The sequence below is a fragment of the Speluncibacter jeojiensis genome, from assembly GCF_029589495.1.
In the GTDB taxonomy this organism is placed as follows: Bacteria; Actinomycetota; Actinomycetes; order Mycobacteriales; family Mycobacteriaceae; genus Speluncibacter; species Speluncibacter jeojiensis.
The window spans coordinates 215,849-239,522 of record NZ_JAAIVF010000004.1 but is presented as its reverse complement, the minus strand read 5'-3'; the positions used below and the strand labels follow the sequence as shown (position 1 = coordinate 239,522).

General features: G+C 67.7%; 24 protein-coding genes and 1 pseudogene. 14 read left to right on the top strand and 11 right to left on the bottom strand.

The window, feature by feature from the left end; translation table 11 throughout:
* Nucleotides 1-40: 40 nt before the first annotated feature.
* The 3 genes from G4X40_RS14390 (at nucleotide 41) to G4X40_RS14380 (ending at nucleotide 1,722) form a co-directional block, all read left to right on the top strand.
* Nucleotides 41-811 (top strand): ESX secretion-associated protein EspG, encoded by a 771-nt coding sequence (locus tag G4X40_RS14390; protein WP_277833410.1) that lies wholly within the window; start codon nucleotides 41-43, stop codon nucleotides 809-811.
* Nucleotides 812-895: 84 nt separating this feature from the next.
* Entirely contained in the window at nucleotides 896-1,201 is a 306-nt protein-coding gene (locus tag G4X40_RS14385) for a hypothetical protein (protein ID WP_277833409.1), read from the top strand.
* Nucleotides 1,198-1,722 (top strand): DUF3558 family protein, encoded by a 525-nt coding sequence (locus G4X40_RS14380; RefSeq protein ID WP_277833408.1) that lies wholly within the window; start codon nucleotides 1,198-1,200, stop codon nucleotides 1,720-1,722. Before G4X40_RS14385 ends, G4X40_RS14380 begins: the two co-directional genes overlap by 4 nt.
* 223 nt (nucleotides 1,723-1,945) lie before the next feature.
* Here the strand turns inward: G4X40_RS14380 and G4X40_RS14375 are convergent, their stop codons facing one another.
* From G4X40_RS14375 to G4X40_RS14365, 3 genes are all read right to left on the bottom strand, one after another.
* On the bottom strand, nucleotides 1,946-2,818 hold the full coding sequence (locus G4X40_RS14375) for a hypothetical protein (protein WP_277833406.1): 873 nt from the start codon (nucleotides 2,816-2,818) through the stop codon (nucleotides 1,946-1,948).
* 237 nt (nucleotides 2,819-3,055) lie between these two features.
* Nucleotides 3,056-3,526, bottom strand: a complete 471-nt coding sequence (locus G4X40_RS14370; protein ID WP_277833405.1) for a hypothetical protein — start codon at nucleotides 3,524-3,526, stop codon at nucleotides 3,056-3,058.
* A gap of 139 nt (nucleotides 3,527-3,665) precedes the next feature.
* A complete protein-coding gene (locus G4X40_RS14365) occupies nucleotides 3,666-4,757 on the bottom strand; it encodes a GIY-YIG nuclease family protein (RefSeq protein ID WP_277833403.1) in 1,092 nt (363 codons plus the stop codon).
* A 152-nt stretch (nucleotides 4,758-4,909) separates the two neighbouring features.
* Between G4X40_RS14365 and G4X40_RS14360 the strand changes: the two genes are divergently transcribed.
* The 3 genes and pseudogenes from G4X40_RS14360 to G4X40_RS14350 all read left to right on the top strand — a co-directional run bounded on the left by G4X40_RS14360 (nucleotide 4,910) and on the right by G4X40_RS14350 (nucleotide 9,132).
* A complete protein-coding gene (locus G4X40_RS14360) occupies nucleotides 4,910-5,725 on the top strand; it encodes a hypothetical protein (protein ID WP_277833401.1) in 816 nt (271 codons plus the stop codon).
* Nucleotides 5,722-6,997, top strand: a pseudogene (gene brxD / locus G4X40_RS14355) (BREX system ATP-binding protein BrxD). The gene G4X40_RS14360 and the pseudogene brxD overlap by 4 nt, the downstream one beginning before the upstream one ends.
* A complete protein-coding gene (locus G4X40_RS14350) occupies nucleotides 6,997-9,132 on the top strand; it encodes a DEAD/DEAH box helicase (RefSeq protein ID WP_277833400.1) in 2,136 nt (711 codons plus the stop codon). The pseudogene brxD and the gene G4X40_RS14350 overlap by 1 nt, the downstream one beginning before the upstream one ends.
* A 13-nt stretch (nucleotides 9,133-9,145) precedes the next feature.
* Here the strand turns inward: G4X40_RS14350 and G4X40_RS14345 are convergent, their stop codons facing one another.
* The 6 genes from G4X40_RS14345 to G4X40_RS14320 all read right to left on the bottom strand — a co-directional run bounded on the left by G4X40_RS14345 (nucleotide 9,146) and on the right by G4X40_RS14320 (nucleotide 13,289).
* Nucleotides 9,146-9,898 (bottom strand): hypothetical protein, encoded by a 753-nt coding sequence (locus G4X40_RS14345; RefSeq protein ID WP_277833399.1) that lies wholly within the window; start codon nucleotides 9,896-9,898, stop codon nucleotides 9,146-9,148.
* A 187-nt stretch (nucleotides 9,899-10,085) separates the two neighbouring features.
* Nucleotides 10,086-10,682, bottom strand: a complete 597-nt coding sequence (locus tag G4X40_RS14340; protein ID WP_277833397.1) for a hypothetical protein — start codon at nucleotides 10,680-10,682, stop codon at nucleotides 10,086-10,088.
* 38 nt (nucleotides 10,683-10,720) lie between these two features.
* On the bottom strand, nucleotides 10,721-11,101 hold the full coding sequence (locus tag G4X40_RS14335) for a hypothetical protein (protein WP_277833395.1): 381 nt from the start codon (nucleotides 11,099-11,101) through the stop codon (nucleotides 10,721-10,723).
* 1 nt (nucleotide 11,102) lies between these two features.
* Entirely contained in the window at nucleotides 11,103-11,813 is a 711-nt protein-coding gene (locus G4X40_RS14330; protein ID WP_277833393.1) for a hypothetical protein, read from the bottom strand.
* Nucleotides 11,810-12,127: a type VII secretion target gene (locus G4X40_RS14325; protein ID WP_277833391.1), complete on the bottom strand. Its 318-nt coding sequence runs from the start codon at nucleotides 12,125-12,127 to the stop codon at nucleotides 11,810-11,812. The genes G4X40_RS14330 and G4X40_RS14325 overlap by 4 nt, the downstream gene beginning before the upstream one ends.
* 265 nt (nucleotides 12,128-12,392) lie before the next feature.
* A complete protein-coding gene (locus tag G4X40_RS14320; RefSeq protein ID WP_277833389.1) occupies nucleotides 12,393-13,289 on the bottom strand; it encodes a LysR family transcriptional regulator in 897 nt (298 codons plus the stop codon).
* A gap of 103 nt (nucleotides 13,290-13,392) precedes the next feature.
* Here G4X40_RS14320 and G4X40_RS14315 point away from each other — a divergent pair, with 103 nt between their 5' ends.
* From G4X40_RS14315 to G4X40_RS14295, 5 genes are all read left to right on the top strand, one after another.
* Nucleotides 13,393-13,743 (top strand): DoxX family protein, encoded by a 351-nt coding sequence (locus tag G4X40_RS14315; protein WP_277833388.1) that lies wholly within the window; start codon nucleotides 13,393-13,395, stop codon nucleotides 13,741-13,743.
* A gap of 63 nt (nucleotides 13,744-13,806) precedes the next feature.
* Nucleotides 13,807-15,219 (top strand): hypothetical protein, encoded by a 1,413-nt coding sequence (locus G4X40_RS14310; RefSeq protein WP_277833387.1) that lies wholly within the window; start codon nucleotides 13,807-13,809, stop codon nucleotides 15,217-15,219.
* Nucleotides 15,216-15,956 carry an ESX secretion-associated protein EspG gene (locus tag G4X40_RS14305; protein WP_277833386.1) on the top strand — a complete coding sequence of 247 codons (741 nt, stop codon included), beginning with the start codon at nucleotides 15,216-15,218 and terminating at the stop codon, nucleotides 15,954-15,956. Before G4X40_RS14310 ends, G4X40_RS14305 begins: the two co-directional genes overlap by 4 nt.
* Nucleotides 15,957-15,976: 20 nt before the next feature.
* Nucleotides 15,977-16,384 (top strand): hypothetical protein, encoded by a 408-nt coding sequence (locus tag G4X40_RS14300; protein ID WP_277833384.1) that lies wholly within the window; start codon nucleotides 15,977-15,979, stop codon nucleotides 16,382-16,384.
* Between the two features lie 44 nt (nucleotides 16,385-16,428).
* A complete protein-coding gene (locus tag G4X40_RS14295; RefSeq protein ID WP_277833383.1) occupies nucleotides 16,429-16,953 on the top strand; it encodes a DUF3558 domain-containing protein in 525 nt (174 codons plus the stop codon).
* 23 nt (nucleotides 16,954-16,976) lie between these two features.
* Here the strand turns inward: G4X40_RS14295 and G4X40_RS14290 are convergent, their stop codons facing one another.
* Nucleotides 16,977-17,987: a hypothetical protein gene (locus G4X40_RS14290; protein WP_277833382.1), complete on the bottom strand. Its 1,011-nt coding sequence runs from the start codon at nucleotides 17,985-17,987 to the stop codon at nucleotides 16,977-16,979.
* Nucleotides 17,988-18,747: 760 nt separating this feature from the next.
* Here G4X40_RS14290 and G4X40_RS14285 point away from each other — a divergent pair.
* Nucleotides 18,748-19,569 carry an ankyrin repeat domain-containing protein gene (locus G4X40_RS14285; protein WP_277833381.1) on the top strand — a complete coding sequence of 274 codons (822 nt, stop codon included), beginning with the start codon at nucleotides 18,748-18,750 and terminating at the stop codon, nucleotides 19,567-19,569.
* A 227-nt stretch (nucleotides 19,570-19,796) separates the two neighbouring features.
* Here G4X40_RS14285 and ypfJ read toward each other — a convergent pair whose 3' ends face one another.
* Entirely contained in the window at nucleotides 19,797-20,690 is an 894-nt protein-coding gene (gene ypfJ, locus G4X40_RS14280; RefSeq protein ID WP_277833380.1) for a KPN_02809 family neutral zinc metallopeptidase, read from the bottom strand.
* 143 nt (nucleotides 20,691-20,833) lie between these two features.
* Here ypfJ and aspS point away from each other — a divergent pair, with 143 nt between their 5' ends.
* Together aspS and G4X40_RS14270 are read left to right on the top strand one after the other, a co-directional pair.
* Nucleotides 20,834-22,663, top strand: coding sequence for an aspartate--tRNA ligase (aspS, locus tag G4X40_RS14275; protein ID WP_277833379.1), 1,830 nt, complete (start codon nucleotides 20,834-20,836; stop codon nucleotides 22,661-22,663).
* A gap of 7 nt (nucleotides 22,664-22,670) precedes the next feature.
* Nucleotides 22,671-23,642, top strand: a complete 972-nt coding sequence (locus G4X40_RS14270) for a DUF389 domain-containing protein (protein ID WP_277833378.1) — start codon at nucleotides 22,671-22,673, stop codon at nucleotides 23,640-23,642.
* Nucleotides 23,643-23,674 lie beyond the last annotated feature (32 nt).

Below are 23,674 nucleotides of genomic sequence, written 5' to 3'. Positions count from 1 at the left end.
TCGGCGAGTTGCCGAAGGTGGTGCCGCCGGTGATCGGGGCGTGAGCGGCGCGCGCTGGCGGCTGACCGGCCGCGAGTTCGCGGCGCTGTGGGAGCGCACCGGATTCGACGAACTGCCGCACCCGATCTCGTACTACGGCAACGCGCCGACGTGGGATGACTACCGCTCCGAGATGGACGCGGCGCGACGCTCGCTCGAGGCCCGGGCGGATCGGCGGCTCGACCAGGTGGCGCCGATGATCGCCGACGCGCAGGTGCGGGTCGAGGTGTTGGGTATGGTCCGTGTGCCACGGCCGATGGTCGTGCGGATCCTCGGCGCCCGCCGCGGCGGTGACGGTGTCGTGCTGGCGCAACTGCCCGGCGCGACGGACGACGTCGGCGCTGATGTGCTGGTGTGGACCTGCGCAGCCGAGGAGATGGCGCGGCGGGTGGTGCAGTTGCTGCCGTCCGCCGACCCGGGACGGCAACGGCCGCTGCGCGTCTCGCCGGCCGAACTACAGGAGCAGCCGGACGAGGACGAGCGCGCCAGGTCGTACCTGGTGTCGGCCGGCGCGGAGCCGACCGAGCGGGCGCGGTGGCGGCGGTTCCTGTCGGCGCCGTGCGACGGCATGGGTGATCTGATCGTGTCGCACGGGGTCGGGCTGGGGCGGCGCAGTGAGGCGGTGCAGTACGTCGATCATTCCGACGACGGGCGGTATCTACTGCGATTGGGGCAGATGGTCACGGTCGGTGCGGCGTCGAGGCCGCAGATCGCCGAGTCGGTCGAGGGTATGGTCGCGCGGGTGCTGGACGGGCAGGTCGTGCGGGGATGAAGGGGGAGCGGTGACGAGCCAGTTGGATCGGTGGAAGCAGATTTCCGGGTCGGTCGACGCGGGGAGCTGTGGCTGGAGCCCGGGGTGGCGAAGCAGTGCGCGGACCGGTGTGACGCGCACGTCGAAGAGTTGAAAAAGCTGCAAAAGCAGGCCGAACTTCTGGGGCGCACCGACGGGTACGGAACATTGCCTTCGGCAATGCAACTGGGTGAGAAGTTCAAGCAGCTCGCGGTCGGCGGGGGTTCCTACTACGACCTGCTGTCAAACCTTCGGGATCGGATCGCCGTCGCAACCGAGATGGGCGATGTATTCCGGAAAATCGGTGATCGGTACGGACAGGCTGAAGGCGAATCTGCGGCTGGCATCAGAAGGGCAGGATACGGAGCGTGAACCGCAATTGGCTGGTCGCCACTGGCGCTGGCGTAGTCGCGGCACTGTCCGTGGCCGCATGCGGAAGTGCCGCTCCTCGTGCGGGTCACGACGCCGCGGGCGACCGCTCCGTATTCGACCCCTGTCAGCTCACGCAGTCCCAACTCTCCGCGATCGGCGACAGGCTGACGCTCTCGAAATACAACGACATCAGCGTGCAGGACGAGGAGAACCGCTCGTGCTCATGGGACGGCGATTGGTACACCCTCACCGTGGAGTCACACGGGTACTCCTTCGAAGATGCGCAAGGGAACAGTTCGTACGTCGACTTCACTCCGGTGGACCTGAGCGGCTGGAACAAGGCGGCGAAGTTCACTTCTCCGCAGTCATCCTTTGATGAGGATTGCGGCATCATCCTGGGTGTCCAACAGGGGGTCGTCTCGGTCGTCGTCGGTAACACTTCGGTCGGCGCTGCGCCACAGGCTCCCTGCGACAAGGCGACTGATATTGCGAAAGCTCTGAGCCCCGACCTCCCGCGGTGAATTTCGGCGCACACCGACGCAGAAGGATGCGCGGCGGGTGCCACCATCTTGAAGGGCGTGACTGCCACAGCCGCGATTCTTGTGCTGACAGCCGGAGCGGTGGTCGCCGCTGTAGCTCGAACTCCCCTGGCATAGCGGGCATCCGTGGCTGCGGTGCAGTGTGGTGCGACACCGCGCCCAGCGTGCTGGCGAGGTAAACTCCGCTCTCTTCGGCCGCAGGACCTCAGTTCGACCAGTACTGCAGCATCGGCTCGTCGGACAGCTGTGTCGACCCCTTGGTGATGGTCAGCGCGTTGCTGTTCAGCGTGTACTGCACTCCGTTGTTGGTGGCGACGAACCCTGAACCGCTGCGGACCGGATCGTCGATCTCGATCCCCGCGCCATCCGAGACGCGGACGCCCTTGTAGTAGTACCTGCCAACCCCGGTCTCGCACACCACGATCAGCGAGCCGGCGGTGCGACCGATCGCGACCGCGTCGTTGTTCGCGTTGCAGCGTGCCGCGGAATTGCCGACGAAGCCCTGTGAGTCGGTGCCGGCGGGCGTCGCGCCGACCGGGTTGGGTGTCGGTGCCGGGCCCTGGGCCGGTGCGCCGGTGGGGGTGAGCTCGAGGCCCTGCACCTTCACGGCCACGTCGCTGGGCAGCACGGACAGGTATCCGTCACCGGAGACGTTGTCGTTCGCGATGATGCAGCTGAAGTCTCCCGTGACGCACGACAGACGTTCCCAGTAGCCGCCGCTCGCGTCGACCGGGGTGATCCGGTACTCGCCGGGCTGAATGTCGGTGCCCACCTTGAGGATGCCGTTGGTGGGAAGGCCTCGCGAAGTCGTCCTGGCCGATTCGCTGGTCGGGGCGGCCTGAGCCGGCGGGGCGACCGGTGGTGCCACCGCCGGTGCCGTCGCGGAGCGTGCGCCCGCGGCGGTGGAGTGCGAACTGCCGGTGTTGCCGGAGGCGAGGATGACTCCGGTGGCAACGATCAAGGCCAGGACGGCCAGCGCGCCGACACCTCCGACCACCCACGGCCACTTCTTCTTCGGAGGCGGCGGTGGCGGCTGGTAGGGATCGAATTGTGGGTACCCCTGCGGATAGCCGGGCATCGGCTGGGGGTATGGGTCATCCGGGCCGCCGCCGTACGGATACCGGCCGCCCGAGGGCGGCTCCGGGGGTTGCTGCGACATCGTCACACCCTTTCCGTGGTGGCCGAGGTGAACGCGGCGGTCGGGTTTGTAGTGCCATTCTGGACTTCATTTTGGTACGCGGCCGCTGTTTTCGCGCTGCAAGGAAATGGGGCGCGATGCGGATTCTGCGCACGCTCAGGGGGGCATGGGTGGCGGTCAGTCACCCGATGTCGGATCGTCCTCGTACGCCTCGGCGGGAAGGACATCGGCGAGTTCGTAAGCACAGCCCATCTCGCTGTGTGGCGGCGCATCCGAGTTGTCGCGGAACCACGCTACGACGATCTGGGCCGCGAGCGTGTGGTCCCGGGTGAAGAGATACCCGTCGGTGCAATCCTCGAAGTGGCCGTCGTGGACCCAGGTGTCGAGTACGAGACCCGCGCTGCGGTGACTGCTCAGCCGGAGCCTGTGAAGCATCCGCCGTGACCGCCGGACCAGGAAGACGCCGTCCTCGAGGAGGTGCACTTGCGCGCAGAAGACGTGTTCGCCCGCGTCCCGGGACACACAGTCCTCACCGCAGACAGGCGCGATGAACTCCTTGGGGCCGAGGTCGACGATGATGCCGACCGGCTGGCCCGGCAGCTCCCTGACGAGCCAGTCGACCGTGCCGGTCCACTTGTCATCGCTCATCTTTCGGGGCGCTTACTCAGGCCGTTGTCGACCGAGTACTGAATGGATCGGTCGATCTCGTCGTCCTCGGTGGAGAAGAAATTGGGCATCCGCTCGTCCGTTGACAGCTCCTCGTAGGGAAAGTGGCTTGCGGCGCCGGTCACACCATGTGGTCGGCGAGGTTGAAGTCGTGGTAGTGGCCGTAGCTGGTGCGGCCCTTGAACATCAGGCTGACCGTGAGGTTGCGCGCCAACCGGACGATCACCTTGGATCGCATCATCTGCTCGAGCATGGCCATGTCGTCGAACCACAGTTGGGTCACCAGGCCGGCGTTGGCGTACACGTCGGTGTCCTCGTGAGCGAACCGATGCCGGGCGACCGACGCTGCGAGCAGTACCTTGTCCTTGCCTCTCGGCGGTGCGAGATTCAGAAAGCCTCCAACCATGCGGTCGTTTTCGTCGGTGATCTCAAGGACCACGAGGGTCTCGACCGGCCCGACCGACAAGGCGGACAACCGGCGGAGCCGGCGGGTCTTGCCGGTCGACGGCAGTGAGGTGAGCGCCCACAGGTGGCGCTCTGTCGTGCGCGGCGCCGGAACGCACGCCTGCACATACGCGCGCACGCCGTCGGCGATCGCGTCGAACTCCTGGAGCGCAGAGAGTTCCTTGAACTTGACGACCGTCTTCAGCCGTTGGTCGACATCGTCAAGGCGAGGTGCGGCGTCGTGCTGGTGGCTGGTGGCGAACCAGTCGATCAACTGGGCCGGCTCGATGACGGTGTTCACCGAGGGGCTGGGATACGTCACGTTCGCGACCAGCGCGATGTTGCGGACCGGATGATCCCGCGCGACGGTGGCCAGCACCTCTCGCTCGACCGTGTCAAGGCTCTCCGTGGACGTCACCTCGGTGAAAGCGATCGACACAGTGTCGTCCCAGCGACGCCGGTGTGCGCTGCAGCGCGTGACAACATCCACACTTTGCCCGACATAGCGCGACTCGTCCTCGAAGGTGAGGACGTAGACGCCGCGGCGACTGACACCCTCGGGGAAGTGCATCGAGAGTGAATCGAACGAGTCCGTCGGAAACGAGCGGAAACGGCGGGGTGGGAGGTTGGCCATCGTGCTCCTGGTTCGGTGAAGGTCCAGAAGTTGATCTACCACGTCTCCTCCGGCAGGAGCCCGTAATGACATCGGCTGCAGCAGAAACCGCGCACCGGATTCATTCGTTCGACCGACAGTGTGGCGGGCGTCCACCGGAGGCACGGAACCCATTGGCTACATTGGGTCGTCTGTCGGTGTCGGGTTCAGGAGTGTGGGCGGTGCAGGTCGGGCAGTGGGTCGATGTCTCTTCCGCGCCGACCGGGCACCGATCCGCGCGCCCGCCGCTTCGCCGGACCGCCAGAGAAGTGGTGCTGGCCGGTCGCGGGACCGCCGCCACCGAGGAGATCGAGTCGGTGCTGGCCGACGTCCGCGCCCGCGCAGCCGCAGGCATGACGGGTACGCCGTGGCTGCTCATGGCCACGGCGATCGCGGGTGCCGGCGATGCCCGCCACATCGCGGAGTTCGCCCGCCACGTGAGCGCCGGCTGCCCGGAAACGGTGCTGGGGGAAGTGCGCAGTCGACTCGAGAAGGACGCGCGGTCGGGCAGGTCGGGTGCGACGGCCATGCTGGCGATGTTGGTCGCCTACCGGTCGGACCCGCCCGAGTTCGATGCGGCCGCGCAGTGGATGGATGCCGCGGTGGCCGACGGATGCGCCGAAGCGCCGGAGGCACTGAACGCGCTGACCGAACCCGCCGTAGGCATTCCGGAGCCCGCCGCCGCAAGGCTCCCAGACGAGGCCCCGGAGAAGGCGCCGACGATCGAGATCGTTGCTGCGGCGGACGAGGAGCCCACGACGACCGACGTCGAGCGACTGCTCGCATCGTCCGCCTTCGGCGACCAGATCAGGCTGGCCGGCCGAATCGTGGTGAAGCAGGAGCAGATCGGGGCGCTCCTGGACGCGCTGCTGGCGGTGCCTTCGCGTGAGCTCACGCTCGCCCAGGCCGCCGCCGTCCTCGAACTGCCGACGGGACGCGTGCAGGGGGCGCTGCTGCAGGTCAAGCGCGTGCTCGACGTCGAGGGGTATGAGGTGCTGGCGATCGATGGACCTGTGGTCCGGTTGGACGAGCGGACCCTGCGTGAGCAGTTCGGTCTCGACATCGCGGTCGGGTTGAGCGCATGAGCCCGGTCTCTCCGCGGCGCCGCCGCGAGATCCTCGACGCGCTCCGGCGCGGGACGGTGCCCGCCAACGGACTCGACCAGCTGGCCGTCGGACTGGGCAGGCTCGAGGCGGAGCTGGACACCGAACTGGACGTCGTCGCCGGCGGTGGGGCGATGTTCAAGGCGGTCCGCGGCGAATACGGTTCCGGCAAGACGTTCTTCGCTCGCTGGCTCGGCGACCGCGCCATGAAGAAGGGATTCGCCGTCGCCGAGGTGCAGATCAACGAGATCGACACCCCGTTGCACAAGCTCGAATCGGTCTACCGGCGCAGCATCGAATCGCTGCACACCGCCTCGATCCCGCCGTCGGCGTTGCGCCCCATCCTGGACGCCTGGCTGTTCACGGTCGAGGACGACGCCGCGGCGCAGGGCGTCTCCGTCGACGAGCTGCTCGAACGACGGCTGGCCGAGGTCGCGACACGGGCGCCGGTGTTCCCCATGGTGATCCGTGCCTACCGCGAGTTGCTGGCGGAAGGCGACAACGACGGCGCGGACGGACTGGTCGCGTGGCTCGGCGGACAGCCCCACGTCGCCGCGGCGGTCAAGCGTCGCGCCGGCATCAAGGGCGACCTCGACAACTTTCTCGCGCTGGGGTTCCTGCGCGGGTTGCTGGCCGTCCTCGCCGACGCGGGCAACGCCGGACTGCTGCTGGTCCTCGACGAGGTCGAGACGCTGCAGCGGGTCCGCGCGGACGTGCGGGGCAAGGCGCTGAACGCGCTGCGACAGCTGGTCGACGAGGTGCACGATGGCCGCTTCCCGGGGCTGTACCTGCTGATCACCGGTACGCCGCCGTTCTTCGAGGGGCGTCAGGGGATTGCGCAGCTGCCGCCGCTGGCGGACCGGTTGCACACGGACTTCTCCGGGGATCCGCGGTTCGACAACCCACGCGCGCCCCAGCTGAGGCTGACCGGATTCGACGCGGACCGCCTCGTCGAGCTCGGCGAACGGGTGCGTGAACTGTTCTGTGGCGGAAGCGAATCCGGTGAGCGTGTCCGTGCGATCGCCGACGACGAATTCCTGCGGAGGTTCGCGACGGCGATAGCCGGTGGTCGGCGGCAAGGTGGGCATCGCGCCGCGGCTGTTCCTGCGCAAGCTCGTCGACGTCCTCGACAAGATCGAACTGCACCCGGACTTCGACCCGTACACCGACTACGAGGTGAAGATCAGCGAATCGGAACTGTCCGACGAGGAGCGGGAGGCGATCTTCGCGGACGACGTGGAGCTGGACCTGTAGTGGACGCGTTCGCGGCCCTGCACCCCGGCATCCGCCACCACCTGGTCAACTCGTTGCGCTGGGACGGGCTGCGGCCCACCCAGGAGCTGGCGGTGGAGCCGATCCTGGCCGGCGACGATGCGCTGGTGATCGCGCCGACCGCCGGCGGCAAGACCGAGGCGGCGACCTTTCCGCTGCTGACCGCGATGGCGGAGCAGCACTGGCAGGGCGTTTCGGTGCTGTACGTGTGCCCGCTACGTGCGCTGCTGAACAATCTGCAGCCGCGGCTGCACGGGTACGCGCAGTGGCTCGGCCGCAGCGCCGCGGTGTGGCACGGCGACGTGGGACAGTCCGCGCGTCAGCGGATCCTGCGCGAGCGTCCGGACATCCTGCTGACCACCCCGGAATCGCTCGAGGCGATGCTGGTGTCCACCAAGGTCGATCCGCGGGTGTTGTTCTCCGGGCTGCGCGTCGTCGTCGTCGACGAGGTGCACGCCTTCGCCGGCGACGACCGCGGGTGGCATCTGCTGGCGGTGCTCGAACGGCTCACCCGGACCGCCGGGCGCGATCTGCAACGCATCGGGCTCTCGGCCACTGTCGGTAACCCCGAGCAGTTGTTGTCCTGGCTGCAGGGCGGGGCGACGTCGCGCGCCGCGACGGTGGTATCGCCTCCGGCGCCGGAAGCCGCATTGCCGCCGGAGATCACCGTCGACTATGTCGGCTCGCTCGACAATGCGGCGCGGGTCATCGCCGCGCTGCACCGCGGCGAGAAGCGCCTGGTGTTCGTCGACTCGCGCAGGCGGACCGAGGAACTCGGCGCGGCGCTGCGCGAACGAGGCGTGACCACGTTCCTGTCCCACTCGTCGCTGTCCGCGGGCGAACGCCGGCGGTCGGAGGAGGCATTTGCGGAGGGACGTGACTGCGTCATCGTCGCCACCTCCACGCTCGAACTCGGTATCGACGTCGGCGACCTGGACCGGGTGATCCAGATCGGCTCGCCGAACACCGTCGCCTCGTTCCTGCAACGGCTGGGCCGCACCGGTCGACGAGCGGGCGTGGCGCGCAACTGCCTGTTCCTGTGTGTCGAGGACGACCAGCTGTTGCTGGCGCTGGGGCTGCTGCACTGTTGGGCCTCCGGCTGGGTCGAACCGATCACCGCACCGCCCGCGCCTCGCCACATCGCTGCGCAGCAACTGCTGGCGCTGTGTCTGCAGGAGCACCGGATCGGCGGTGCCACCTGGCGGCAATGGTGGTCGCTGCCGGACCTGTTCGGGGCAGACGGCGACGCCATCATGGAGTTCCTGTGCGGCGAAGGATATTTCGAGCGTGACGGCGAGATGCTGCACATCGGTCCCGAGGCGGAGCGGCGCTTCGGGCGACGGTACTTCTCGGACCTGACCGCGGTGTTCAGCGCGCCGCCAGAGTTCCTCGTGCTCGCAGGTCGGGTAGAGGTCGGCACGGTCGGTACCGATCTGCTCGTCGAGAAGGTCGCGGGCCCGCGGGTGCTGCTGCTCGGTGGACGCTCCTGGGAGGTGACCCATGTGGATTGGCAGCGCCGACGCTGCTTCGTCGAACAGGTCGGGTCGGGCGGTAAGGCCAAGTGGTCCGGGCTCGGCGGGGGAGTGTCGTTCGAAGTGGCCCGCGGCATGAGGTCGGTGCTGCTCGGCGCCGATCCGCGGGGAGCGTCGCCGGGTGTGTCGCTGACCAAACGGGCGGTTCCACCCGGCGTGACGCTGACCAAGCGGGCGGCCGGCGCGCTGTCGGAACTGCGGTCGTCCTACGTCGATGCGGTCTCGCCGGAGGGGCTGGTCGTGGCGCTGCCGCCGGAGGGTTCCGGCCGCTGGTGGACCTGGGCGGGAACCAAGGCCAATCGCACGCTGCAGGCCTCCCTTCCGGGGGTGGTCGACCCGAAGCAACCGATGGACGAGCGATCGCTGCGGCTGCTGCCCGGCATCGGACCGCACGAGGTGTCGCGGGCGCTGTCGAATGTGCGGTGGCGCGATCCCGAGGTGACGCCCGCCGCGCTTGCCGGATTGAAGTTCTCCGCAGCGCTGCCGAGGGAGTTGGCGATCCGGACACTCGCGGAGCGCCTGGGTGATCCGGCCCATGCGCGATCGGTGTGTGCGGAGCCGCGGCGGGTCGTGCGGGGCGACTGAGCGTTGCTCCGGGTCAGAACAACTCCGCCCGCACGTCATTGACGGTGAAGCCGTGTCCGGTGCGGAAGTTACGGCAGGTGGTCCCGGCCGAATAGTCGACCGTGCAGGTATAGCCCATCGCATAGAGCGGGGTGCCGTAGCCGAGTGCTGGTGCGGTGCCGCCGTCGAGTCGCTGGAACTGCGGGTCGCCGCGGTGGAACACCGTCCCGATCTCTCCGTCTGAGGACATGATCGTGTTCGGCCGCGGGCCGCTGGTGGCGTTGGCGGGAATGCGCCCGTGGCAACCGGCTGCGGAATTGGTGGGGAGGTCGCCGGTGATCGCGCAGAGGAACTTGCCGCTCGGCGTCGTAAAGAAGTAGCCGGATTGGCCGGCGGAACTCGCGAAGTACACGTTCGCATCGACCCAGTTGTCGGGCACCGGAACGTCCTGGTCGGAAGCGAGTGTCTGCCTCACAACTTGTGTGCCGCCGCTGTTGCAGACGTAGTTGAAGCCGATAGTGTCGATCGTTCCGATGCCGCCGAGGCGACCACAGTGCCAGCCCTCGATGTCCGGTGGTGCGGCCTCTCCCATACCTGGGGTTTCGTTGATCACTCGGACGGCAGTGGTGCAGTCGACCTCCCCTCGATTGATCACGATGCGGTCGTGCTCGTCGGGCCCGCAGACGGTCCCTGGTCCACTCATCACGGGCGACACCAGTGTGGTGGATGGCGGCAACGGCCGCGACGAGACAGGCGCATACGATGCGGTGACGGTGGATGTCGGCACAGACGTAGCCCGTTGCGCAACAGGATGGCCGTCAGCGTTGTCAGTACTGCAACTGGCACATGCGAGTGCGAATAGTAGAGCCGCCGCTGCCAACGCGCGACTTTCCAGCCGTGCCGTGGTCAATGCATCCCCCTTGGTGTCGAACGGAATCCCGGTTCAGCGAGAGTCAGGCACGGTAGTTCTCGCATCAGTGCGATGCACGGTGCGCCTCTGAGATCTGCCGTGCCTCCTCGGCAAAGGTCGGATGTGGACGTTTGACGATGACCGCGGATCCGTCTGTCACCGTGTTCGCCCGCAGCAACCATTGGACACGGATGAGCGAGAGCGGGAGCAACGACAGCGGAAGTAATGCGAAGCCGGTCACGACCATCCACGTGATCGCGGTTCTCGGCTCGCCGACCAGGATCCTTGCGACGACCGATGCGACGACCAGAAGTATTCCGCAGAGGACCAGCGCGGTGAAGCCCCGAAGGCCCCAGCGGCGCAGGCGGTCGCAGATGCGACACAGCGGCCACTTCTCCTGCACCACAACCGCGCGCTGCATTCGCGCCGCCCAACGCATGAGCGGAGACCCCCATCCGTGCGGCAACAGCCCGATGTGAAGGTCGTCCACGTCCGGGTCGGAGAGCACGTTGACCAAAGGGTGTGCCACGGCGGACCTGCCGTGCCGGACGCACCGATCTGGCAGCGGGTCGACGAGATGAAAGATCTTGCCGCGCAGATTCTTCTGCTTCATCAACGGATCTCCGGCGGCCATGCGCGCGGGGAGAACCGTCTCCGTCATCGGCGTTGCTTTCCGCGGCGCTCTGCGGCATCCGACGCTTACCATGCGGAGGTCAGGATCGGGCCGCCGTACGGGTAGTTGTCATCATCATCGGCAGGGGGTTGCGGTTGCGGCCTGTGTTGTCTTCCGACGTCGCGCAGATGCGCCTCACCTTGCTGCTGGAGAAGGCGGACCGTCTCGTCGTCCAAGCCGCGGAGTTGCTCGACGAAGCTTCCGACCAGCGGGCCGAGAACGCGGGTGAACGCGGCAGTGTCGTAAACATCGCGCAGGCTCTCGCCACCGTCGACCACACGGGAGACCAGCCGCTTGAACTCCGGGTCGTCAGTACGCTGCATCAGCACCTTGAGTGAGTCGCGGAGATGTTGCGCCACACCGCGGTCTCCGCGCGTCATGTGGAGGAACGGCTCGGGCTCGGTCATCTCAGACTCCTGGGTGGTCGTAGGCCACGGAGGGCAGTGCCGGCACGGAGATTGTCTGCATCCCCCCGAGATAGCCGGCGATCAGTCCGACCGATCCTTGTGCGCCAGTCCACGCCTCGCCGGTGACCTCCACTATGTTCGACCAGACCTTGGCGGCGGCTGCGATCTCGGCAAGCGTGGCGCCACCGCCGACCACCGCACCCACACCACCGGTGAACACCGCAGCCGCCATGCTGATCGCCGCTGTCAGGATCATGTCGAACAACGTTCCCCATAGATCCTTGACCGCATTGGATGCCTCGTACATACCCAGCGCCTGCTGGCGCACCTGATCGGCGATCTGCCCGATCGCTTTCGCCTGGCTCTCCAGGTCTCGCGCATAGGTCGCGAAGTACTGGCCGGCTTCGTCGGCCGCGTGGCCTTCCCCTTCGTGCAACAGATCGGCTGTTCCAGTGGTGAGCGCCCCCGAATAGTCGGAGGAGAACGTGCTGAGGTTGTTCAGCGCCACACTCGCCTTCTGCACCGACTCCCAGTCCCCGGCGAACTGCTCGGAGATCCAGCTCATCGGGTCGGTGTGGCACATGCGGGTCGCGACTTCGTTGAACCAGTACGACGGGCTGATGTACTGCGATGCGCCGAGAATGTTGCCGACCAGATCCGGGATCGGTGCCTCGGCGTCGGGCGCGGTCAGTGCCTCCGCAGGGCGGGTCACCGGGCCACTTCCTGATATGTGGCGTCGAGATCGGCCGCATTGGTGGCGTCGGTCGTCCGGTACATCGTCGCCGCGCGGGACAGTTCCGCCCCTGCGCCTCCGGACAACTCGGCTGCGCGAGCGCAATTCGCGGCCAGCGTGGCATGGATGTCGCGGATCTTCTCGACCACCGGCACGAACATCCGACCCTCTCCGGCCGTGATGTTCAACCACTCGTCGAGGTACTGCTGTGCGTGCCTGCTCTGATTCGCGAGGCCGCTGAGATGATCGGCGAAGCGGTCCAGATGTGCAGGATCGACTTTGAGCGTCGACATGAAAGTGCTACCCCCCAAAAAAAATCCCCGTCTGCTCGAATTGAGCCCCGCGGCAGCCTACCGTGCGCGGTGGGCGCACGACCGCGACCGGTGTCCATCGTCGGATGTGGCCGCCGGCTTGGACGTGACCGGGGCGCGGCCGACCTGTTCGGTCCGGCCGAGGCCGAACGGAGCGCGAACGAAATCGGGTACGAACTGCACACCGACGCGAAGCGCGATCCGTTCGCGGAGATGTATGGGCTGGGGTGAGGTCGGGGGAAGCCGGCTACGGCGTCGAGCCCTCGTCCAGGCAACACCGGATGAACTCGCGCAACGCCGGATCCCCGTCGCAGTCGGGCGGCCAAACGACGGCGACGCCGCTCGGGCCGATTCCGTCGACCGGCCGGAACACGATGCCCGGACGCGGGTAGAAACGGGCGACTGACTGAGGGGCCAGTGCGACGCCGTCGCCGTTCGCGATGGCGGTCAGCCACTCGTCGACATTACGGGCGACGGCGCCGATCACCGGTTCGCGGCCGCCGCGTTCGGCCTCGGCCAGCCAGTGGTCGCGGGCGGAGCCGGCCTCGGCCGGTCCGGTGACGAACGGCTCGTCCCGCAACTCCTCGAACGCAATCCGGCCTCGATCGGCCAGCCGGTGGCTGGCGGGCAGTACGGCGCAGCGAGGTTCGCTGAACAGCACCTCGACCCGCAGGCGGTCCTGACCGGGGAACGGCAGTCGCAGCAGTGCGGCGTCGACCGCGCCGTCGGTGAGCCCGGCGGTCGGGTCGGACCAGTCGGTCTTGCGCATGTCGACGCGCCATCCCGGGCACCGGCGGCCGAACTCGGCCACGATCCGCTGCGTGGCCTCGTTCGCGGCCGTGGCCACGAACCCGACCCGCACCACGCGTGCCTCCCGCGCGGCGACGTCCCGGGCCTCGCGAACGGCCAGGTCCCAGTCGGCGAGCATCGCGGGCACACGCGCGGCCAGCGCGCGTCCGGGCTCGGTCAGTGCCATGCCGGACCGAGAGCGCACGAACAACTCGGCCCCGAGATGCGCCTCGAGCTGTTTGATCTGCTTCGACAGCGCCGGCTGGGACACGAACAGCAGCTCGGCGGCGCGGGTGAGGTTGCCCTCCCGCGCGACTGCGTCGAAGTACCGCAGCAGCCGGATGTCAACATCCATTCCACCAGGTTATGGATGCAGGTATTGGACGGGCAACACCCGAGAGTGCAGCGTTGAGGGCAGAGCGAAACCGCTTGTTGGATCGGATCTTCCGGAGCGCGTCATGGTCGCCGCCTATCTCGTCGTCACCCTGCTCACGGTGCTCGCCAACGGCTACGCGGCCGCGGGCGACTTCCTGCACACCGAACAGACGGTCGCCAACGCGGCCAGAGTGGGCGCCCCGCGCACCTGGCTGCTGCCGCTCGGCGCGCTGAAGACGGCCGGTGCGGTCGGGCTGCTGATGGGCATCGCCGTGCCTGCGCTCGGGGTCGCCGCGGCGATCGGCCTGGTGCTGTTCTTCGTCTGCGCCGTCGCCGCGCACATTCGTGTCCGCTGGTTCGTGACGATCCCGGTCCCGGCGGCGTTTCTGCTGTTGGCGGCTGGTTCGTTGGTGCTGCGACTGGCGACCATGTGAGTTGATGCCTATTCGATCAACCGATTAGGCTCGCACGCGCGAGACGGGGAGCAAGGGGGAGACGTGACCGACTTCGACGTGTGCGAAGTTCCGAAGCAGCAGGCGGGGGAGACGTCCACGCAGGCGCGCGGCAGCTACGACGACGAGATGGGCCAGTACCGGGCGCGCCAGGCGTACGCCGAGCAACACCACCAGGCCGGTTTCGAGCCGCGCGCGATCACCGCGATGGACCCGTTCAACAGCTGGACCGCGCAGCAGATCTACGACAAGGTCACGGTGCTCCAGACCGGTGCGATGCACGACGTCGCGCAGGAATGGGGCTCGATCGGCGCCGACCTGCACAACTCGGTGTTCACGATGGGGCAGGACGCGAAGGCTGCCATCGAGGGGCAGTGGACCGGCACCGCGGCGGAGGCCGCGCTTGCTGGGATCAGCGCCCACGCGGCAGATGCGAATCGGCTCGGCGACGACTTCGACATGATCAAGATCAAGGCGGAGACGACGGCCACCGCGATCGACGCGACCAAGCCTGCTATCCCGAACCCGGCGCTGCTGGGTCCGGCGCCCGACCCGTTGGCGTTGGCGGGGCTCGGCCTCAAGCAGTGGAACACCGCGCAGCAGGAGGCGACCATCGAGGCGCGGATGGCGATGAACTCCGTGTATGCGCCGGCGATGTACGAGGCCGACATTTCGGTGCCGAAGATCGCGCAGCCGACGGACCCGGTCGACGGCCCGCCGGCTTCGGCGCCAGCCGCTTTTGGGGGCGGCGGCGCGACCGGGGGATCGCTCGGCGGTCCGCTGCCGGGTGTGGTCGGCGGTGGCGGTGGTGGTCAGGCTCCCGATGGTGGTGGCGCTGCGGGCGGGCAGTCTCCGATGAGCGGCGACGGTTCGGCGGTGGGCTCGGTGCCGGGTTCGCCTGGCGCGGGGTCGGGCGATGCGACAGCGTCGGCGACGGGGTCGCCGTTCGGCTCGCCGTCGGACTCGGGCTCGTTCGGTCAGCCCGCATCGACCGCGTCCGCCGGTCTGTCGCCGGTTTCGCCGGATGGGTTCGGCGCCGGCGGAACTGGACTGGGTGGCAGCGGCATGGGTGGCAGCGGCTTCGGCGGTGCGGGAGGAGGCGGCGGATCGGTCGGAGGTTTCGGATCGATCGGCGGCGGAGGCGGTCTCGGTGGTGTTTCTGGCGGTTTCGGCGGCGCGATGATGCCGCCGCTGTCCGGTTCGGGCGGGTCCGGCAGTGTCGGCGGAGGTGCCGGCCGCGTGGGCGTCGTCGGCGAGTCGGCGGTGTCGGGCGTTGGTACAGCGCCGGCTCGCGGGGCGACGAAGTCGTCGACGACGGCGATGCCGCACGGCGCGCGGTCCGGCGGCGGTGACGACGACGAGGAGTACCGCCCGGCGACCTATCTGGTGTCGATCGACAACGGCAACAAGCTGATCGGCGAGCTGCCGATGGTCGTGCCGCCGGTGATCGGCGGATGAGCTGGCGGCTCAGTGCCCTGGACTTCTCGGTGCTGTGGGAGCGCGCCGGGTTCGACCAGCTGCCGTACCCGTTCGGGTTCAGCTCGCAGGCAGAGACGCTTGAGGAATCGCTGCTCGAGCGAAGCAGGGCGGCACGGGCTTTCGACGAGCGCGGCGACGACGGCCTCGAGGCGGTGGTGGACACCCTCGCGCACGCGCGGGTCCGTGTCGAGGTGTTGGGCACCCAGTGGCAGCCGCGACAGATGCCGATTCGCGTGCTTGGCGGGATCCGCGGCGCCGGCGGCGTGGTGGCGGTGCAGTTTCCGGGGCACATCGACTCGGCCGGTTCGGATGTGGTGATCGGCCGCTGCGCCGGTTCGCAGGTGGTGGGCAGGGTGGTCGACTTGCTGCCGCCGGTCGCGGAGGGGCGCACCCGGGGGTTGTCGGTCGAGTTGGAGCGCGTGGAGGCCGGCCCGAGAAGGTCGGTGCTGCAACGCGCCGACGAGGTCGCGCCGCGCCAGCAACTGCGCCAGATGGCCGAGCTGCCGCGCAGTGGGCAGGGCGAGATCACTGTTGCGACCGGGTTCGGTATCGACGAGGTCAGCGAGGCTCGGTCGTGGGTCGACATCGCCGGCGACGGCCGCTACCTGATCCGCCGGACCAGCGTGCTGGCGGTGCGGCCGGCGTCGCCGCGCGCGGTGGTCGCGGCGGTGGACGAGGTGGTGGGCAGGGCATTGGAACGGCTGCGGGTGTCGTGAGCGAAAGGAAGTGGTGAGCGATGGCTCCGGAAATGAGTTCGGTGGCGGCGGCGCCGTCCGCCGACCCGATGACGTGGAAGCCCGACGAGATGGCCGCCGGGACATTGAAGTTCGATCCGGCGGCAGTGGAGAAGCTGTATGGGGTCCTGGATCGGCATGTGGGGGAGTTGCGTGAGTTGCAGGAGCGTGTGCAGCAACTAGGACGGATCAAGGGGCTTGAGTCGCTGCAGTCGTCAAAGGCGCTTCAAGATAAGTTCAATGCAAAGGCGACCGGCGACACGTACTACTCAGCTCAACGGATGCTTCACGATCGCATCGAAATCGTCACGAAGATGAGGGACACAATTAAGGAAACAGCGTTGAAGTTCCACCAGTCTGACCAGGCCAATGCGGATCAGTTGGCCAAATTCTTCGGGGGTAAAGAATGAGGCGGATGCCGAGTTCTGTGGTCGCATTGAGCGCGGTGACATCGGTGGTGGTCCTGATGCTTGCCGGGTGCGACTCGTCGTCGCCTTCGGTGGCTGGGAATGCCGACAGCACGACCGTCACAGCTTCGCCGATCGAGACGGCGGATCCGAGTGCAGGCCTGTGGGACCCCTGTGCCGGGATGCCTGCGGACGTACTTGCAGCCAACGGAGTTAATCCTGTGCGGGGTAAGTACAGTCAGGGAGTCCCGATCCGTGGGTGGAAGAGGTGCGGATGGTTGGGGGACTGGTTCAATTTGTCGGTGCTGACGACGCACCACACGATCGATGAGTTGAAGGCGAGCGGTTCGTACTCGGATATTCACTCGGTCACAATCGGTGACCGAGTGGGGACGATGGATCACCAGAGCGTTACCGATTACTCGAAGGAATGCACGATATCGCTTCCTACGCAGAACGGAATGGTTGAGGTGATGGTGAACCTGTCCCAGGTCGACGGCGGACCCGAACGTGACCTATGCGCAAAGGCAACCGAACTCGCTACGGCGTTCTTGCCGTACTTGCCGAAGTAGACAACGGCAGGACGCCCGCTGGCTCAATCACTTTGACAAGTTCCGGGTGCATCGTCGTTCGACGACGCCACTGACTCAAGGCGCCTCAGTCGCTGTGCCATCCGCGCTCGAACGAGCGGGCGCAGGCCTCGCTGTGTGATCCACCCGAGCGCCCCGGTCGTGGTCTTCCTCGGCCAGGACCACGCGGATAACACGACCAGCGGTCCGATGAAGAGGGCCGTGATCCCGGCTGCGTCCGGCCAACCGGTCGCGGCAGAGGCGAGTCCCACCGTGGCCAACCAGAACGCGGTGCCGAGCGTCATGCCTGCGAGACCGGACGCGGATCGTGCGGCACGTGCATACAGCCAGCCCCAGACGAGCAAGGCGTTCAGAGATGCGACCGCATACATCATCACAATGACGAGCCCGATGGTCTGCAGCGACCACTTCGAAATGTGCCCGGCCGCAACAGACACCGCAAAGATGATGAGTGTCGCGGCGACGGCCAATGGTGCGGGGATGAGAAGAGCCCGGACGACGAAATCCTTCCGCGTCTGCGGGACGTTCCGGCCATCGGGCAGTACGTACTCGATGCCGTTGGTGAGGCTCGCTTGCTTCTTGGCATCGTCGCCCCGGCTGATCGCGGTGACTGTCTCCGGGTCCATCGCGGCGACGGCGGTCGCACTGAACACACATACCGCGAAGCCGAGGCCGAGTGAGGCGATGATGACGATCGCGTTGGTGCTGTTCGGCGCGTCGAACAGCGTCCCGAGGACCGTGATGACGGCAATCGCCGAGATGACGAGGCCGACCAGGCTGAGAAGGTACTGGTGAGACCGCATCATCGTTGACCGAGCGGGATGCTTGTCGGGCTCGGTGGCCCACGCAGCTACGTGAATGGCAATCGTCAGCGTGGCAAGCGCGCCTAACACCGCGAACCCGGTGTCGGAGGGGACGGTCACCTGGAGGGCGAGCGTCGAGTGTGCGGTGTGTCGATCGATGAGTACGTAGGCGCCGATGAAAGCGTAGGCGCCGACGCCGATGTAGAGCGCCATGCGAATGGTTTTCCACACCTTGGCCAGGTGCTCGCTGACGGTGGGCTCGGACTACGTGGCATCGGCCGCATCGTCACGGTCGCGCGCATCGGCGCTGAGCGTCTGTCTGTCCTGGATAGAGCTCATCGAAAGACTCCCCCGTCTGTTGATCCCGCGATGGTGGGCCTCGCCTTTTGCGAACGATTGGTGGCTGCCGTCCCCTGGGGCAGGCCACTTCGCCGGGACCTGCGGGTGCCAGCGTGGTGACTCGCCTCATCCAACAAGATCATCTGATTCGCCGGTTCGTTGGGGTCGGCGGATGGCGTGATCGCAACGCCGTGGTCTAGGTAACGATCAGCGTTCATTCGTTCGACATACCTGGCCGTGGGCGTCCCGTGTACGTTGCTGCACGCCGACTACATTGGGTCGGACATCGGAGTGGGTCAGGAGCGTGAACGGTGCAGGACGGGCAGTGGGGCGAGGTCGCGCCCTGCGGCTCGACGAGGGGAGTCGGCATTCTGCCGAAATGCTCCGAGTGGCCGATCATGTTTGAGCTCACGTACCGACTGTCATTCACAACTGGTGGGCTGTTCGAGGGCGTCGCGAGGGCGGGCCTGCTGCTCGCAGCTCCGGAGCCGGCGTCGGCTCATCCCGCACCTGCATGGAGCAAAGAAGATCGAGATCGTGGACCCGTACATCCGGGCACCGCATCAGCTCCGCAACCTGTACGAGTTGCTCGTCGAGATCAATTGCGGCTAAGCCGGTCGAGGAGGCCGTTGCCGTGCACCTCCTAACGGCGCAGGAGACTGAGCGGGACGACTGGAAGAAGGCGCAGCTCATGGGCCTGTCCGACATCATAGACGCGGTTGCGGAGGGTGGCATCGAGTTCACCTGCGACTTCGAGACTGGCCTGCACGATCACCTACCTGAAGGGATGACCATGAGGGTGACCGAGATGATCTGGGACGGTGCGGGAGTTGCGCTGTCGGGTGACGACCTGCAACTGCAACACAAGCTCGCCGACGCCGCGAAGCGATGCGACTGGGCAGTGGTCGCGGCGATCCTCGAGGAAGAACCGCGACTGGTGAACAGCACCCGGCCGGGTGGCCCGTCCCTGTTCGCCCCACTGCACCAGGCCGCATACGCCAACGCCCCCGTCGAGGTGATCCGCGATCTTGTCGCCCGCGGCGGATGGCTCACCCTGGAGAACGCTCGCGGCGAACGTCCGGTCGACGTCGCCACCCGGCGTGGACACAACGAGGCGGCCGCGGAACTGGAGCCACGCCTGGCACGCACCGTTCCCTACGGTGTGCTGGCGAAGATCCAGCAGCACTTCCACGAGGTGATCCGCGGACGCGTCGCCGACCTGGTCGAGGAGAGCAGGCTGCGCCTGCCGGAACTTCAGCCGCTGCTCGAGACGGAGACCTGCGAGGTGTACTTTCCGGTGCCCGGCATGTACGGGGGCTTCTCCTACTGTCTCGAGGAGGAGGGCGTGGAGGCGAAACTCGTCGCCGAGAGTTGGTGCCGCGTAGCCGGCGGATCTGGACAGCGGCACGAGATCACGTCGGCGGGTAGCACGCTGGTGGCCGAAGGGTTCGTCTGATCGGTCCGGGGACTCGGGTCGGTGCCCGGTTGAACGGCCCGAGATCAGGTATACAGGATTGAATGATGGATGCGAAACGATCTTGTCTGCGATCGGGATGATGGTGCCAACAGGGCCGAGCAGGTCGACGACTGTGCCCGAATAGTCCTGCGACAGAGCGTCATCCGCCAACCGCTCGCTCAGCCGCCCCGCGTGTGTCCAATCGAAGTCGCTCTACGAGAAGACCCTCACCCCAAACTCCGCGCCCGGAACGTGTCGCACGCCCCGACATCCCCCGTCTGATACCCGGTCGTGAACCACTTCTGCCGCTCCGCCGACGACCCGTGCGTCCACGACTCGGGGTTCACCCGGCCGGTCGCCTGCTTCTGGATGCGGTCGTCGCCGACGGCCGCGGCGGCCGACAGTGCGTCGTCGATGTCGGACTGGCTCAGCGGCTCGAGGATCGGCGGGCCGCCGTTCGGTGCCGGGGTGCGCGCGGCCCAGTGCGCCCAGATGCCGGCGTAGCAGTCGGCCTGCAGCTCGGTTCGCACCGACGCGGACGTCGCGCCCTTCGGATCTTGCTGCGCCCGGCCGATGGTGCCCAGCTGGTTCTGGATCGCGTGACCGAACTCGTGAGCGACCACATACTCCTGCGCCAGCGGACCGCCGGACGCCCCGTACTGCGTCTTCAGATCTTGGAAGAATCCGGTGTCGAAGTACGCGGTGTGATCGGGCGGGCAGTAGAACGGCCCGACCGCGCTGGTCGCCTGACCGCACCCGGTGTTGACCGCGCCGCTGAACAACCGCACGTTCGGCGGCTGGTACCGCACCCCGGCCTTCGGCAGCTGCGTCGCCCACACCGCGTCGAGGCTGTTCTTCGTCGCGACGATCCGGCAGGCGACATTGTTGTTGGCGTCCGCCCCGGTCCTGCAGTTCGCGATCTGCGCGTTGTCGGCGACCTGCGTCGTCGAACCGCCACCATCTGACCCGCCGAGCAGCGAGTTCGGGTTGACCCCGAGCAGCACCGCGATGACCACCACGACGATGCCGCCGATGCCGCCGCCGAGCGCCATCTTCGGACCCCGCCCGCCGCCGGACGACACCCCGCCGGTGTCCAGTTGCGCGTCGTCCCGGAACGTCATCGTCACCACCTGCCACTCGATCATTCGAAGCCGGTTCACAGCTTCGCACGCCCGAGGCGGAGTTGCTGTCAGAAACTGTCGGCCTCCTCCGTAGGATGACCCCCAGCACTTGCTGCGATCGACCACATCTTGAAAGGACCATTGTGCTGCGCACCCACCAGGCCGGATCCCTGCGAGCCGAGCACGCAGACCAGACCGTCACGCTCACCGGCTGGGTGGCGCGTCGACGCGACCACGGTGGGGTGATCTTCATCGATCTGCGCGACGCGTCGGGCGTGGCCCAGGTCGTCTTCCGCGAGGGCCCCGCCGCCGAGCAGTCCCACCGGCTGCGCGCCGAGTTCTGCGTCAAGGTCACCGGTCGCGTCGAGGTGCGCCCGGAGGGCAACGCCAACAAGGACATCCCCACCGGCGAGATCGAGGTCAACGTCACCGACCTCGAGGTGCTCTCCGAGGCCGCTCCGCTGCCGTTCCAGCTCGACGACACCCCCGGCGAGGAGGCGCGGCTGAAGTACCGCTACCTGGACCTGCGCCGCGAGGGTCCCGGCAACGCGATCCGGCTGCGCTCGAAGGTCAACGCCGCGGCCCGCGAGGTGCTCGCCCGGCACGACTTCGTCGAGATCGAGACGCCGACGATGACCCGCTCCACCCCCGAGGGTGCCCGCGACTTCCTGGTCCCCGCCCGGCTGCAGCCCGGCTCGTTCTATGCGCTGCCGCAGTCGCCGCAGCTGTTCAAGCAGCTGCTGATGGTCGCCGGCATGGAGCGGTACTACCAGATCGCCCGCTGCTACCGCGACGAGGACTTCCGCGCCGACCGGCAGCCCGAGTTCACCCAGCTCGACATCGAGATGAGCTTCGTTGAGCAGGACGACGTCATTGCGCTGGCCGAGCAGATCCTGGTGGCGCTGTGGAAGCTGATCGGCCACGACATCACCACCCCGATCCCGCGGATGACCTACGCCGAGGCGATGCGCCGCTACGGCTCCGACAAGCCGGACCTGCGCTTCGAACTCGAACTCGTCGAGTGCACCGACTACTTCGCCGACACCCCGTTCCGTGTGTTCAAGGCGCCGTACGTCGGCGCGGTCGTCATGCCGGGCGGGGCCTCGCAGCCGCGTCGTCAGCTCGATGCGTGGCAGGAGTGGGCCAAGCAGCGCGGCGCGAAGGGCCTCGCGTACGTGCTCGTCGGCGAGGACGGCACGCTGACCGGTCCGGTCGCCAAGAACATCTCCGACGCCGAGCGTGACGGCCTGGCCGCGCACGTCGGCGCGAAGCCCGGCGACTGCGTGTTCTTCGCGGCCGGCGGCGTCAAGTCCTCGCGTGCGCTGCTCGGCGCGGCCCGCGGCGAGATCGCCCGCAAGCAGGACCTGATCGACCCGAACGCGTGGGCGTTCCTGTGGGTCGTCGACGCGCCGATGTTCGAGCCCGTCGAGGAGGCCGTCGAGGCCGGCGACGTCGCGCTCGGCTACAGCGCCTGGACCGCGGTGCACCACGCGTTCACCTCGCCCAAGCCGGACTCGATCGACACTTTCGACACCGACCCGGGCTCGGCGCTGGCCTACGCCTACGACATCGTCTGCAACGGCAACGAGATCGGCGGCGGCTCGATCCGTATCCACCGCAAGGACATCCAGGAGCGGGTGTTCAAGGTGATGGGCATCGGCCACGAGGAGGCCGAGGAGAAGTTCGGCTTCCTCATCGACGCGTTCTCCTACGGCGCACCGCCGCATGGCGGCATCGCGTTCGGCTGGGACCGCATCACCGCGCTGCTCGCCGGGATGGACTCGATCCGCGAGGTCATCGCGTTCCCGAAGTCGGGCGGCGGCGTCGACCCGCTCACCGACGCGCCCGCGCCGATCACCGCGCAGCAGCGCAAGGAATCGGGCATCGACGCGAAGCCCGACGAGTCGCGCGGTGCAAAGGCCACCGGGGACAAGGCTGCTGCAGACAAGCCCGCCGGGGACAAGGCCGAGTAGCGCTCCAGTGCTTCACCTGCGGGTGATCTGCCCGGCCGAACGCACCGACGCGGTCGCCGAACTGCTCGACGACGCCGTCGGCGCCACCCACGTGGTGGTGCTGCGCGGCGTCGCGGCCAAGCCGGCCGGCGACTGCGTCGAGGCGGACGTGGTCCGCGAATCGGCCAACGAGCTACTCGACGCGCTCGAGTCGATGGGCCTGCGCCACACTGGCGCGATCACCCTCGAACCGCTCGACACGGTGCTCTCGGACACCGCCGACAGGGCCGCGAAGGATGCGGTCGGTGACCCCGACGACGCGGTCGTGTGGGACCAGTTGATGGCTCACACCAAGGAAGAGTCGACGCTGAACGCGACCTTCCTGGCGTTCCTGACGATCGCGTGCCTGATTGCCGCGGTCGGCGTCGTCACCGACTCGCCGGTGACGATCGTCGGCGCGATGGTCGTCGGCCCCGAGTTCGGTCCATTGTCCGCGCTCGCGGTCGCGCTGGTGCGCCGCAGCCGCCGGCACGTGCGCCGCTCGCTGCTGCCACTGATCGTCGGGTTCCCGGTCGCGATGATCATCACCGGATTCGCGACCTTCCTGGGGCGGCTGCTCGGCTGGGTGACGCAGACGCGGATCGAGAACCTGCACCAGGTCGACTTCATCTACGAGGTCGGCGCCGCGTCGTTCGTCGTCGCGTTGCTCGCCGGCGCCGCGGGCATGCTGTCGCTGGTGTCGGCGAAGTCGGCCGCGTTGATCGGCGTGTTCATCTCGGTGACGACGATCCCCGCGGCCGGGTTCGCGGTGGTCGCAGCGTCGGTCGGGGAGTGGGCGATCGCCTTCCGGTCGATGGGGCAGCTCGCGGTGAACCTGACCGGCATTGTCATCGCCGGGGTGGTCGTGCTGCTGGCGCGACCGGAGACGTGGCCGCGGAAGTTCTCGCGCCGGCTGACCGACCGCGATTCGGCGCGGTTCCGTTATCCCTGGATGGGGTGATCCACCTGCGTCATCGTGGCACTCGGCCGCGA